Consider the following 12,248-nt stretch of genomic DNA (forward strand, 5'->3'; position numbering starts at 1 on the left):
CGCCGAGCAGGTGAGGGGTCCCCCTCCGCCCGCGGCTCTCGTGGCACGCGCGGGCGGAGGGGAGTCGGCTCAGCCGTCGAGTCGTACGACCCGCACGGCTCCCGCGGGGACCGCGAGACGGCCCGCGGCGCGTTCGCCCGTCAGCAGTTCGGTGCCGTGCGCCTCCAGCGGCACCTTGGCGTCGGACGGGCTGTGGTTGATCGCGAACAGGAACGTGCCCGAATCGCCGGTTCGGCGCACCACTTCGACGTCGTACGGCAGGTCGGCGCGCGGCGGGATACGGGCGTCCTCTGCGGCCCAGCCGAGCAGGGCGTCCAGGCCGTGTGCGTCGAGGCGGGTGGACACGTACCAGGCGGTGCCCTCGCCGAGGCGGTGCCGGGTGACGGCCGGGTGGCCGGCGGTGAGGCCGTCGGCGTACGTCCACACGGTCTCGGCGGCGCCGGGAACCACGAACTCGGTCCACACGTCGCCGGTGAGTTCGGAGCCGTCCGGGCCGGTGATCCGGACGCTGTCGCCTTCCAGGAGCGGCGAGAACTCCTCGACGGTCAGGCCGAGGACCTCCCTGAGCGGGCCCGGACAGGCGCCCTCGTGCACGGCGTCGTGCTCGTCGACGATGCCCGAGAAGTACGACACGACGAGGGTGCCGCCGTTCTCGACGTACTCGCGCACGTTGTTCCCGGCCGCCTCCGTCATCAGGTACAGAGCCGGCACGACGACAAGGGGATACCTCGACAAGTCGGCTTCCGGGTGGGCGAAGTCGACCGTGAGGTGACGGTCGTACAGGGCCTCGTAGAAGGAGTCGGCGCGCTCGCGCGCGTCGTGGTCCTCGGTGGGGCGCCACTGGAGGTTCTGCGCCCACCACGAGTGCCAGTCCCACAGGACGGCCACGTCGGCCCGGGTGCGGGTGCCGCGCAGCGGGCTCAACGAGTCGATGGAGGCGCCGAGTTCGACGACCTCGCGCCAGACGCGGGTGTCCGTGCCACCGTGCGGCAGCATCGCCGAGTGGAACTTCTCGGCGCCACGACGGGACTGCCGCCACTGGAAGAACAGGGCGCCGTCGGAGCCGCGGGCCACGTGGGTGAGGGAGTTGCGGGCCATCTGGCCGGGGGCCTTGGCGGGGTTGCGGGGCTGCCAGTTGACGCCCGACGTGGAGTGCTCCAGGAGCAGCCAGGGGGCGCCGTCGGCGACGGAGCGGGTGAGGTCGGCGGCCATCGCCAGGTTGACGTGGGTGCGGCGGCCGTCGGTGATCAGGTAGTGGTCGTTGGTGACGATGTCGACCTCGCGGCCCCAGGCCCAGTAGTCGACGGAGTCGCACTGGCTGAGTGCGGTCATGAAGTTCGTCGTGACCGGGACGCCGGGTGAGAGCCGGTGCAGGATGTCCCGCTCCATCACGAAGTTCTCGCGCATGGTGGCGTCGGCGAACCGCTTGTAGTCCAGCGCCTGGGCCGGGTTGCCGACGGTGGGCGCGAGCCGCGGCGGGTTGATCTGCTCGAAGTCGCCGTAGCGCTGGCCCCAGAACGCCGTTCCCCAGGCGTCGTTGACCGCGTCCACCGTCTCGTACGTCGTGGCCAGCCAGCGGCGGAAGTGGGCGGCGCAGGAGTCGCAGTAGCAGGCGGAGACCGGGACGCCGTACTCGTTGTGCACGTGCCATATCGCCAGCGCCGGGTGGTCGCCGTAGCGCTCGGCGAGCCGTGTGGTGATGTCAGCGGCGGCGGCACGGTAGTCGGCGTTGCTGTGGCAGATGGCCGCGCGCGAGCCGAACTCGTAGCGCACGCCCTCCGCGGTGACCGGCAGGGCCTCGGGGTGGGCGCGGTAGAACCAGGCGGGCGGGGCGGCGGTGGGGGTGCCCAGGTCGGCGCGGATGCCGTTCTCGTGCAGCAGGTCGAGCAGGCGGTCGAGCCAGCCGAAGTCGTACTCCCCGGGTGAGCGTTCCAGCAGCGCCCAGGAGAAGATCCCGACGCTCACCATGGTGACCCCGGCCTCCCGCATCAGCCGGACGTCCTCGTACCAGACGCTCTCCGGCCACTGCTCGGGGTTGTAGTCCCCACCGAAGGCGAGCCTGGTGAGGCCCCTGGGGGTGGTATCCGGCATGGATTTCTCCCGTTTGGTCGATCATTTGGGAACGTGCACACACAGCTGCGGCGACGCGATCCCAACATAACCGCACAGCAACAACCATTGACAAGTGTCCAGGATGTTTCTCTACTGTGAACGCTCACAGAAGCACCGCGAGCGAGCCGAGGGGAAGCCCCCCGGAGGTGAGCCGCGCAACAAGAGGGGCAGGTTCTCGCAGCAGGCGAGGACCCAGGTCAGGGGAGAGATCCATGCCGAACACGAAGCGCCGACGCCTCGTGGCAACCACCGTCGCCGTCACACTCGGTGCCACCGCCCTCGCCGCTTGCGGCTCGTCCGACGACGACAGCGAAACCGAATCGGGGCCGGTCTCGCTGACGTACTGGACCTGGACGCCCGGCATGGACAAGGTCGTCGACCTGTGGAACAAGGGCCAGGGCAAGGAGGAGCAGATCAATGTCACGGTGAAGAAGCAGGCGTCCGGCGACACCCTGGTCACCAAGATCCTCACCGCGCACAAGGCGGGCGAGGCGCCCGACCTGGTGCAGGCCGAGTACCAGGCGCTGCCGACACTGGTCAGCAATGACGCGCTCGCCGACATATCGGGTGACGTCGGCGACGCGCAGAGCAAGTTCGCCGAGGGCGTCTGGCAGCAGACCACGCTCGGCACGGACGCGGTCTACGCGGTCCCGCAGGACATCGGGCCGATGATGTTCTACTACCGCGAGGACCTGTTCAAGAAGTACGACCTGACGGTTCCGACGACCTGGGACGAGTTCGCCGAAACGGCCCGCGCGCTGAAGAAGAAGTCCCCGGACACCGACCTCACCACGTTCTCCGCCAACGACTCCGGCCTCTTCGCGGGCCTCGCCCAGCAGGCCGGCGCGCAGTGGTGGACCACCGAGGGCGACAAGTGGAAGGTCGGCATCGATGACGCGGCGACCCAGAAGGTCGCCACGTTCTGGGGTGACCTCGTCGCGGAAGGCGCCATCGACAACCAGCCGATGTACACCCCGGCCTGGAACAAGGCGCTGAACACCGGCAAGCAGATCGCCTGGGTCTCCGCCGTGTGGGCGCCGGGCACGCTGACCACCGCCGCGCCCGACACCAAGGGCAAGTGGGCCATGGCCCCGCTCCCCCAGTGGTCCGAGAGCGAGAACGTCACCGGCAGCTGGGGCGGCTCCTCCACCGGCGTCACCACGGACTCCGAGCACAAGGAGGCCGCCGCGAAGTTCGCCGCCTGGCTGAACACCGACGGCGAAGCGCTCAACGCGCTGGCCAAGGAGGGCGGCATCTACCCGGCCTCCACGTCCGCCCAGCTCAGCGGCGCCTTCCAGACCCCGCCGGACTACTTCTCCAACCAGGCGGACTTCTACACCGAGGCCGCCGAGATCGCGGAGACCACCGCGCCGTCCGCGTGGGGCCCGAACGTGAACGTCGCCTACACGAGCTTCAAGGACGCGTTCGGCGCCGCCGCCAAGAACAAGTCGGACTTCACCGACGCCCTGAAGACGATGCAGGACGACACGGTAGCCGACATGAAGAAGCAGGGCTTCGGAGTCTCCGAGTGACCAGCGCACGCCGGAAGTCGTACGGGGTCAAGGGGGCCCCGTACGCCTTCCTTCTTCCCGCAACGGTCCTCTTCCTCCTGTTCTTCGCACTCCCCATCGGCTACGCCCTCTGGCTCAGCTTCCGCAAAGTGCGGGTCTCGGGCCTCGGCCTGGGCTCCGGCGCCCGTACGGAGGTCTGGGCCGGCCTGGAGAACTACACCGACGCCCTCACCGACAGCGAGCTGGTGGACGGCGCGCTGCGTGTGCTGGGCTACGGCTGCATCGTGATCCCGGTGATGCTGGGCCTGGCCCTGCTGTTCGCGTTGATGCTGGACTCCGACAAGGTGCGGCTCGCCCCCTTCACCCGGCTCGCGATCTTCCTGCCGTACGCCATTCCCGGCGTGGTGGCAGCGCTGCTGTGGGGCTTCCTGTATCTGCCGGACGTCAGCCCGTTCTACTTCGTGCTCGACAAGCTGGGTCTGCCGCAGCCGGACCTGCTGGACGGCGGTCCGCTGTATCTCGCCCTGTCGAACATCGCGGTCTGGGGCGGCACCGGCTTCAACATGATCGTCATCTACACCTCCCTGCAGGCCATCCCGGCGGAGGTGTACGAGGCGGCGAAGCTGGACGGCGCCACCCCGGTGCAGATCGCGCTGAAGGTCAAGATTCCGATGGTGGCGCCGTCTCTGGTGCTCACCTTCTTCTTCTCGATCATCGCGACGCTCCAGGTGTTCAGCGAGCCGACCACCCTCAAGCCCCTCACCAACTCCGTGAACACGAGCTGGAGTCCACTGATGAAGGTGTACCAGGACGCCTTCGGCAAGGGCGACATCTACGCGGCCGCCGCCCAGGCCGTGATCATCGCCTTCGTCACGCTCGTGCTGTCCTTCGGCTTCCTGCGAGCCGCGAACCGCCGTACCAGGCAGGAGGCAGCACGATGAGTTCTCTTGCCGTCCGCAAGGCCGCGCCGGCCGCCGGCACCACGCCCGGCACCGCCCAGGGCCCGCCGCTGCGCCGCCGGATCGCCCTCATACCGACGATCACGCTGCTGATCGGCGCGATCTACTGCCTGCTGCCCGTCGCCTGGGTGGCGATCGCGGCCACCAAGTCCGGCAGTGAGCTGTTCTCCACGTTCACGTTCCTGCCGGGCAGCGGCTTCGCCGACAACATCAGGGACCTCAACGCCTATCGCGACGGCGTCTACTGGAAGTGGATGGGCAACTCCGCCCTGTACGCCGGTGTGGGCGCCCTGCTGTCGACGGTCGTGTCGGCGTTCAGCGGCTACGCGCTGGCGATCTACCGCTTCCGCGGCCGGGAGGCGATCTTCAACGTGCTGCTCGCGGGTGTGCTGATGCCGCCGGTGATCCTCGCCATCCCGCAGTACCTGCTGCTGGCGGAGGCGAACCTCACGGACTCGTACCTGTCCGTGCTGCTGCCGCTGATCCTGTCGCCGTACGGCGTCTACCTCTCCCGGATCTACGCCACCGCCGCCGTCCCGGCCGACGTGGTCGAGGCCGGGCGGATGGACGGCGCGAGCGAGTGGCGGATCTTCACCCGGGTCGCGCTGCCGATGATGGTGCCGGGGCTGGTGACGGTGTTCCTGTTCCAGTTCGTCGCCGTGTGGAACAACTTCCTGCTGCCGTACATCATGCTCAGCGACGACGAGAAGTTCCCGATCACGCTCGGTCTGTACACGCTCCTGGAGCAGGGCGCGAACACCCCGGCGCTCTACACCCTGGTGATCACCGGCGCCCTCATCGCGGTCGTCCCGCTGGTGGCGCTCTTCCTGGTCATCCAGCGGTTCTGGAGCCTCGATCTGCTCTCCGGAGCCGTAAAGTCATGACCATGAGCAATACGGGGGGCCGACGCAGACCGCCGACGATCCATGACGTGGCGCGCGAGGCAGGGGTCTCCCGGGGCACCGTCTCGCGTGTGCTCAACGGCGGGCACTACGTCAGCCCCACCGCCCAGGAGGCGGTCAACGCCGCGATCCGCAAGACGGGTTACGTCGTCAACCGGCACGCCCGCTCGCTGATCACCGGACGGTCGGACTCGATCGGCTTTCTGCTGACGGAACCGCAGGAGAAGCTCTTCGAGGACCCCAACTTCAATGTCCTGCTGCGGTGTTGCACCCAGGCGCTGGCCTCGCACGACATCCCGCTGCTGCTGATGCTGGCCGGCACGGAGGACGAACGGCGCCGGATAACGCGGTACATCACCGCGGGCCACGTCGACGGCGTGCTCGTGGTGTCCGGCCACTCCGGGGACCTGGTGGCCGACGAACTGCGCGAGGCGGGGGTGCCCGTCGTGCAGTGCGGCAAGCCCATGGGACGCGGCTCCAAGGTGAGTTACGTGGCCGCCGACGACCGGGACGGCGCCCGTGACATGGTGCGCCATCTGCTCTCGCTGGGCCGCCGCCGCATCGGTGTCGTGACCGGTCCGCTGGACAGCCCGGGTGGCGTCGACCGCCTCGCCGGGTACAAGGAGGTGCTCATCGAGGCGGGCGTCGGGATCGACGAGCGCCTCATCGTCTCCGGCGACTACAGCCGGGCCAGCGGCGAGGCCGGGGCCGAACGGCTGCTGGCGCGGGCCCCGGACATGGACGCCGTGTTCGTGGCCTCCGACCTGATGGCGCAGGGCGCGCTGACGGCACTGCGCCGGGCGGGCCGCCGGGTCCCCGAGGACGTGTCGGTGGGCGGCTTCGACGACTCCACCGCCGCGACGGAGTCCACCCCCGCCCTCACCACGATCCGCCAGCCCTACGACCGCATCAGCAACGAGATGGTGCGGGTGCTGCTGGCCCAGATCGGCGGCGAGGACCCGGCGGCGGTGATCCTGCCGACGGAGCTGGTGAAGCGGGAGTCGGCGTAGCCCCCGGTCGTACGCGGTGGGCCGGAGCAACCGGTGGCCAGGAGCCGAGAAGCCGCCCGCCACTCCCCCGTCCCAGCGTGCGACCAGCGGGTGAACCCCTCGGCGTGACCTGGCGCAGAAGGCGGGTGCGGACTGCTCCAGCATCCTGCCTGAGTCGTCTTTCGAGTGCCGTTCAGGTGTGGATGCATGTGCATTAACATGGGGTGTATGGCAGTCGACGCGGCCGAGGCTCGGCTTGAGGAACGCTGGCGGGACATCCTGTCGGTGCACGCACGCACGATCTGCGAGATCGACCGAGCGCTCCATCCGCACGGGCTGGGGGCGAGCGATTTCGAGGTCCTCGACATCCTCGCCTCCACCTCGCCCGAGCAGGGCGACCACTGCCGGGTGCAGAACCTCGTCGGCCGGGTCCATCTCAGCCAGAGCGCGCTGTCCCGGCTCATCGGCCGACTGGAGAAGGACGGCCTGGTGGAGCGCTCGGTGTGCGTGGAGGACCGGCGCGGGGTCTGGGTGGCCCTGACGGGCAAGGGCCGCGACCTGCACGCGGAGGTCCTGCCGTTGCAGCGGGCGGCGCTGGCCCGGATGCTGGGCGGCTGAAAAGGGCGGCGTTCAGCGGACCAGGCGGCCGAGTTCAGCAGCTGTGCGACACCGCCGCCGAGTTCGCCACCGCCTCCAGTGTGGTCGAACTCGGCGCGCTCACCCGTGCGGGCGGGCCAGCAGGGTCCGCACTCCCTCCGACGTGAGGGTCAGCGGATGCCGGGAGGCCCCGTCGATGGTGAGGGCCAGATCGTCGGCGGGCCACTGTGCGGCGAGGGCACCCAGCGGCACCAGTCGGTAGCGGGAGACGAACGGCAGCAGACCGGCCAACTCCGGTTCCGAGGTGAACACGGGCACCGTCGGTTCGCCTCCCGGATGCTCGATGACCGGCAGCGCCACGGCCCCGGGATCGGTGGCGTCCTCCTCGCTGACGTCGTCGGGCACGGGCACGAGCACGTCGGCGCTCGCGAGCGTGTCCAGCGCCGCCGTGTCCTCGGTGTTCTGGGCCAGCACATCCAGCGCGCGCTGGGCCGCGGTGGCGGTGGTGTGAGGTGTCTCCATGGCAGATTCCCTGGTAGCGGCAGTCGTACGGCCCGCTCGGAACGGAGGCGGGTCCTGCTCGCGTACCCCATCCGGAGCAGCGCATTCCTCCGAGATCAGGATGGGGCGGCGTGCACACGGCAAGTGGTCCGAGGTACCGACCGTATACCGCCAATCAGGTGCATGTGGGGGAATTCGGGGTGGTGCGGGGGCATCTGGTCCCGGGGCGTGCCTCGTGCGCCGTCCACCGGCATCACTCGACTGGCCCGGCCACGGGTAGCTGTAGTCGCGGAATGTGACAGTCCGCACATCGATTGTCACTCATGGCGACAGGAGAGAAGGGCGCCCCCGGCCGGCGCCGAACTGGCCGAGCTGATCGCGGCGTTGCTGTCGGCGCGGGTCACCGCGCGGCTGCGGCTGCCGTCCGCTCCCGCCGGACCGGGTACGTCGGCGGTCCGGCCGGTGGGGGCCGCACTGCCCACGCCGCCGCCCGCCGCCGTCGTACGACTGCCGGGGCCACGTATGCCGACGGGTCCCGCCGGTCTCGGTACGTCGGCCGCCCGAGCGTTCGCCCCCGGTCCGCCCGCGGAGGTGCCGCCCGTCGAACCCGGCGCGCGGCTGCACTGTCCGCCCGCCGTGCGTGACGACCCAGCCCTGGGCGAGACCGTCGACGCGCGGCTGGTCGAGTGGGCCGAGGAGGTCGGGATCTACCCCGGCCAGCTCGACAAGGTCCAGCGGGCGGGCTTCGGCCGACTGATCATGCTGGCGCACCCCGAGTCGGACGATCCCGACCGGCTGCTGGCGGCGGCCAAGTGCGCCCTGTCCGAGTGGTCCGTCGACGACCACTACATGGACGGCGAAGTGGAGGAGGCCCGGCCCGAACTGCTCGGGCAGCGCCTCGCGATCGCCCACTCGGTGATCGACCAGGCCCACCTTCCGCCGGCGTACGCGCCGCAGCTGGAAAAGGTCGTCCGGGCCGACCCGGTCATGCGGGCCCTGCGCGCGGGGCTCGGCGACCTGGCCCGGTACGCCACCACCAGCCAGGTGCGCCGGCTGCGCAACGAACTGTCCATCATGTTCGTGGCGTACAACCAGGAGGCTGTCTGGCAGCTGAGCGAACAGACGCCGCCTGTCTGGGAGTTCCTGATGCACCGGCACGAGAACAGCTTCGTGCCCTGCATGGTGCTCATCGACGCGGTCGCCGGGTACGAGCTGTCGCAGGGTGAGTTCGCCGACCCGCGGGTGCGCCGCGCCTTCACCATGGCGGGCTCCGCGAGCGTGATCGTCAACGACCTGTACTCCATGGGCAAGGAGAGCCCGACGGACTTCAGCCTGCCCCGGCTGATCGCCGCCGAGGACGACTGCTCCCTGGAGGAGGCCGTGGAGCGCACCGTCGACATCCACAACGAACTCATGCACACCTTCGAGGCGGAAGCGGCTGCCCTCGCCCTCACCGGCTCCCCCGAGCTGCGCCGCTTCCTGGCCGGCATCTGGGCCTGGCTGGGCGGCAGCCGCGAATGGCACGCCCGCAGCGCCCGCTACACCACCGCGACCTGACGCTGACTCACATCGCTTCACCAGCAAGGAGATCGATTCGCCATGTCCATCATCGAGACGCCCGTGCACACCGCACACCACGTCCTGCGCACCGCCTACCAGAAGTCGGTCGCCGCCTACTGGAACGCCGAGAAGAACCCGGTCAATCTCCGCCTCGGTGAGGTCGACGACCTGTACCACCACCACTACGGCCTCGGCGAATACGACCGGTCCGTCCTCGAAGGCCCGGCCGGCACCCGCGAGCAGCGCATGATCGAGGAGATGCACCGGCTGGAGACCGCGCAGGCCGACGTGCTCCTCGACCACCTCGGCGAGATCCGCCCCGAGGACCGTCTCCTGGACGCGGGTTCCGGCCGCGGCGGCACCAGCATCATGGCCAACGCCCGCTTCGGCTGCCACGTCGACGGTGTGAGCATCTCCGAGCAGCAGGTCGCCTTCGCGAGCGACCAGGCGATCAAGCGGGGCGTGGCCGACCAGGTCCGCTTCCACTTCCGCAACATGCTCGACACCGGTCTCGCCACCGGCTCCCGGCGCGGCATCTGGACCAACGAGACGACGATGTACGTCGATCTCTTCGAGTTGTACGGGGAGTTCGCGCGGCTGCTGGAGTACGGCGGCCGGTACGTGTGCGTCACCGGGTGCTCCAACGACGTCCAGGGGCTGCGGTCCAAGGCGGTCAGCAGGATCGACGAGCACTACACGTGCAACATCCACCCCCGCAGCGAGTACTTCAGGGCCCTCGCCGGGAACGGCCTCGTACCGATCGACGTGGTCGACCTGACGCCCGCGACGATTCCCTACTGGGAACTGCGGGCCCAGTCCGAGGTGGCGACGGGGATCGAGGAGGCGTTCCTGACCGCGTACAAGGAAGGCAGCTTCCACTACCTCCTGATCGCGGCCGACCGGATCTGACCCGGGACGACGACGGGTCGGGGGCGGCGGAGACTCCGTTGCCCCCGCGGCGGCCGAGGCCCATTCCCCACGGGCGGTCGGCGCCGCACCGGAAGATGCCCTGGGCCGGGCGGCCGCTGGGGCTCAGTAGCTGAGGGCGGCGGCCCAGTCCCCCCGGCCCTGGGGAGTCAGGTCGAGGACGTGCCACACCGGGCTGAGCAGGTCGATGCCTCGCTGGTCGATGTCGTCGGACATCCGAGGGTGCGCGGAGTAGGAGTGGCGCACCGACCCGTCGTCGTCGCGCGTGAACACGGACACCGTGGAGTCCTGGTTGCCCTCGGCGTCCTCGCTGCCCAGGTCGTATTTGAAGGTGCCGGTCCCGGCGCTGAGCAGTCGCAGGTTCGTCCACTTCCGGTTCCTGGCGTGCGCACGGAGCGTGGGCGGGTCGGCGGCGGCGACGATGGCGAGGTCGACGTTCTGCGCGAGGTGGCGGGCCACGCCGTTGAACCCGTCGCACCACATCGTGCACATGGGGCACGGCTCGGTCTGCTTCTTGCCGTACATGAGGTGGTAGACGACCAGGTCACGTCCGGGCCGGGTGAACAGTTCCGCCAGCCGCACGGTGTGCACGGGTGCGTCACCGGCGTCCAGATCGGCCGGGCCCTCCTCGAACACGTAGTCGTCGACGACCGGCCCCAGCGGCAACCGGCGCCGCAGGTCGGCGACGCGCTCGCGATGGCGCATCAGCTCGATCTCGGCCTGCCGCAGCTCCTCTCGGGCGGTGACGTATTCGGCCGACTCCTCGGTGAGACGGGTGGGACGCATCGCTACCTCCGGCCCCCGTTACAGTCTTTACTGGCTGACGGCCACGATCGGCTTCTCCCCACCACCGTATGCGCCGCGTCAGGACAGGCTGTCGATCTTGCTGCGGACCTTGTCCACGATGGTGGCCGGGAGCGTCGCGTAGCCCTGGAAGCTCAGGTCCTCCTGGCCCTTCGCGCCGGCGAGGTACGTCAGGAACGCCTTGGTGGCCGACCAGGTCGCCGGTCTGTTGCCCTTGTCGCAGACGATCTCGTACGTGACCAGGGCGATCGGGTAGGCGCCCGGCGCCTTGGTCGCGTAGTCGAGCCTGAGTACGAGGTCGCCGTCGGCGCCGGCGACCTCGGCACCGGCGATCGCCTTGGAGGCCGTGAAGACACTGGCGTCGACCGGAGCGGTGGCCCCGGTGGCGATCGCGACCGAGGGAATGTTCCGGGCGATCGCATACGACAGCTCGACATAGCCGATCGCGCCCGCGGTCTTCTTCACCTGTTCGGCAAGGCCCGAGGAACCCTTGGCGGACTGGCCGCCCTTGGCCTGCCACTCCTTGTTGTGCCCGTGCCGCCAGGCGCCCGGTGCGGCGGCGCTCAGGTAGGAGGTGAAATTGTCCGTCGTGCCGGAGGAATCGGAGCGGTGCGACGCCTTGATCGACGTCGACGGCAGCTTGGTGCCGGGGTTGAGTTTCGCGATCGCCGGATCGTTCCACTTCGTGATCTGCGAATCGAAGACCTTGGCGAGCGTGGGCGCGTCCAGGATCAGCTTGCTGACCCCTGGCAGGTTGTAGGCGATGGCGATCGGGCCGCCGAGCATGGGCAGGTGGACGGCCCGACCGCCGTTGGAGCAGACGCTGCGGGACTGGGTGATCTGGGTGGCGCTCAGTGCGGCGTCGGAACCCGCGAAGGCGGTTCTGCCGTTCAGGAAATCGGTCTGGCCGGCTCCGGAGCCGTTGCCTTCGTAGTTGATCCGGGTCCCGGGGCAGGCCCGCATGTAGTTCTTGATCCAGAACTGCATCGCGAACTCCTGCGCGGTCGAGCCGGAGGCCGGCACAGTGGCCGCCTTGCCGCACGTGACGCCGCCGGCGCCCGTGGTGGTCGGCGAGGCGGCCATGGGCGCTGCGCCGGAGGGCCGGGAGCTGCCGTTCGAGCCGCAGGCCGTCAGGAGCAGGGCACCGGAGACGATCGCCGAGCCGGCCACCAGGGTGCGCGGCCTTCTCTTGCGCTGAGGCTTCACTCTTCGGTGCTCCGTTCTTCAGACCGCCGGATCGGCGCGGCCAAGGGCTGTGGTGCCCTGTGGCCTCCGCAGCGCACGTCCGAGCAGCAACGCCCGCGTTCACTCGCAGTAGCCAAAGGTGACCATTAAGTCACCTTTGGCAAGGATGCCTTCGTCTCGAACGATTGCGCCACCGGAGAT

Annotated in this window: 11 protein-coding genes; 7 read left to right on the forward strand and 4 right to left on the reverse strand. The window is 69.6% G+C overall.

All coding sequences use genetic code 11. The features are described 5' to 3' along the window. Positions 1-69: 69 nt before the first annotated feature. On the reverse strand, positions 70-2,091 hold the full coding sequence (locus GFH49_RS32325) for a beta-galactosidase (RefSeq protein ID WP_155059611.1): 2,022 nt from the start codon (positions 2,089-2,091) through the stop codon (positions 70-72). A gap of 233 nt (positions 2,092-2,324) precedes the next feature. Here GFH49_RS32325 and GFH49_RS32330 point away from each other — a divergent pair, with 233 nt between their 5' ends. The 5 genes from GFH49_RS32330 (at position 2,325) to GFH49_RS32350 (ending at position 7,091) form a co-directional block, all read left to right on the forward strand. Then, positions 2,325-3,644 (forward strand): ABC transporter substrate-binding protein, encoded by a 1,320-nt coding sequence (locus GFH49_RS32330; RefSeq protein ID WP_155059612.1) that lies wholly within the window; start codon positions 2,325-2,327, stop codon positions 3,642-3,644. Beyond that, positions 3,641-4,564: a carbohydrate ABC transporter permease gene (locus GFH49_RS32335; RefSeq protein ID WP_155059613.1), complete on the forward strand. Its 924-nt coding sequence runs from the start codon at positions 3,641-3,643 to the stop codon at positions 4,562-4,564. Before GFH49_RS32330 ends, GFH49_RS32335 begins: the two co-directional genes overlap by 4 nt. After that, positions 4,561-5,466 carry a carbohydrate ABC transporter permease gene (locus GFH49_RS32340; protein ID WP_155059614.1) on the forward strand — a complete coding sequence of 302 codons (906 nt, stop codon included), beginning with the start codon at positions 4,561-4,563 and terminating at the stop codon, positions 5,464-5,466. The genes GFH49_RS32335 and GFH49_RS32340 overlap by 4 nt, the downstream gene beginning before the upstream one ends. Next, positions 5,463-6,494, forward strand: coding sequence for a LacI family DNA-binding transcriptional regulator (locus GFH49_RS32345; protein ID WP_155059615.1), 1,032 nt, complete (start codon positions 5,463-5,465; stop codon positions 6,492-6,494). Before GFH49_RS32340 ends, GFH49_RS32345 begins: the two co-directional genes overlap by 4 nt. Before the next feature lie 207 nt (positions 6,495-6,701). Next, complete coding sequence (locus GFH49_RS32350; protein WP_155059616.1) at positions 6,702-7,091, forward strand: MarR family winged helix-turn-helix transcriptional regulator; 390 nt, start codon at positions 6,702-6,704, stop codon at positions 7,089-7,091. A gap of 99 nt (positions 7,092-7,190) precedes the next feature. Here GFH49_RS32350 and GFH49_RS32355 read toward each other — a convergent pair whose 3' ends face one another. Next, the gene (locus GFH49_RS32355; RefSeq protein WP_155059617.1) at positions 7,191-7,592 is read right to left on the reverse strand and encodes an SseB family protein; all 402 of its coding nucleotides are present in this window, start codon (positions 7,590-7,592) and stop codon (positions 7,191-7,193) included. A gap of 363 nt (positions 7,593-7,955) precedes the next feature. On the opposite strand from GFH49_RS32355, the gene GFH49_RS32360 reads away from it, so the two are divergent. Both GFH49_RS32360 and GFH49_RS32365 read left to right on the forward strand, forming a co-directional pair. Next, a complete protein-coding gene (locus GFH49_RS32360; RefSeq protein WP_230396625.1) occupies positions 7,956-9,128 on the forward strand; it encodes a family 2 encapsulin nanocompartment cargo protein terpene cyclase in 1,173 nt (390 codons plus the stop codon). A gap of 42 nt (positions 9,129-9,170) precedes the next feature. After that, on the forward strand, positions 9,171-10,040 hold the full coding sequence (locus GFH49_RS32365) for a geranyl diphosphate 2-C-methyltransferase (protein WP_155059618.1): 870 nt from the start codon (positions 9,171-9,173) through the stop codon (positions 10,038-10,040). 123 nt (positions 10,041-10,163) lie between these two features. On the opposite strand, the gene GFH49_RS32370 is transcribed toward GFH49_RS32365, so the two are convergent. Further along, the gene (locus GFH49_RS32370; protein WP_155059619.1) at positions 10,164-10,844 is read right to left on the reverse strand and encodes a DUF899 family protein; all 681 of its coding nucleotides are present in this window, start codon (positions 10,842-10,844) and stop codon (positions 10,164-10,166) included. A gap of 78 nt (positions 10,845-10,922) precedes the next feature. Continuing rightward, positions 10,923-12,068, reverse strand: coding sequence for a phosphate ABC transporter substrate-binding protein PstS (gene pstS, locus GFH49_RS32375; protein WP_155059620.1), 1,146 nt, complete (start codon positions 12,066-12,068; stop codon positions 10,923-10,925). Positions 12,069-12,248: the final 180 nt, after the last annotated feature.

Origin of the sequence: Streptomyces blattellae, from assembly GCF_009709555.1 — a bacterium.
Lineage (GTDB): Bacteria > Actinomycetota > Actinomycetes > Streptomycetales > Streptomycetaceae > Streptomyces > Streptomyces blattellae.

Bases quoted from the DNA above. Each gene is read 5' to 3' on its own strand.
- GFH49_RS32325 (WP_155059611.1), bottom strand. From the start codon at position 2,091: ATGCCGGATACCACCCCCAGGGGCCTCACCAGGCTCGCCTTCGGTGGG.
- GFH49_RS32330 (WP_155059612.1), top strand. From the start codon at position 2,325: ATGCCGAACACGAAGCGCCGACGCCTCGTGGCAACCACCGTCGCCGTC.
- GFH49_RS32340 (WP_155059614.1), top strand. From the start codon at position 4,561: ATGAGTTCTCTTGCCGTCCGCAAGGCCGCGCCGGCCGCCGGCACCACG.
- GFH49_RS32345 (WP_155059615.1), top strand. From the start codon at position 5,463: ATGACCATGAGCAATACGGGGGGCCGACGCAGACCGCCGACGATCCAT.
- GFH49_RS32350 (WP_155059616.1), top strand. From the start codon at position 6,702: ATGGCAGTCGACGCGGCCGAGGCTCGGCTTGAGGAACGCTGGCGGGAC.
- GFH49_RS32355 (WP_155059617.1), bottom strand. From the start codon at position 7,592: ATGGAGACACCTCACACCACCGCCACCGCGGCCCAGCGCGCGCTGGAT.
- GFH49_RS32365 (WP_155059618.1), top strand. From the start codon at position 9,171: ATGTCCATCATCGAGACGCCCGTGCACACCGCACACCACGTCCTGCGC.
- GFH49_RS32370 (WP_155059619.1), bottom strand. From the start codon at position 10,844: ATGCGTCCCACCCGTCTCACCGAGGAGTCGGCCGAATACGTCACCGCC.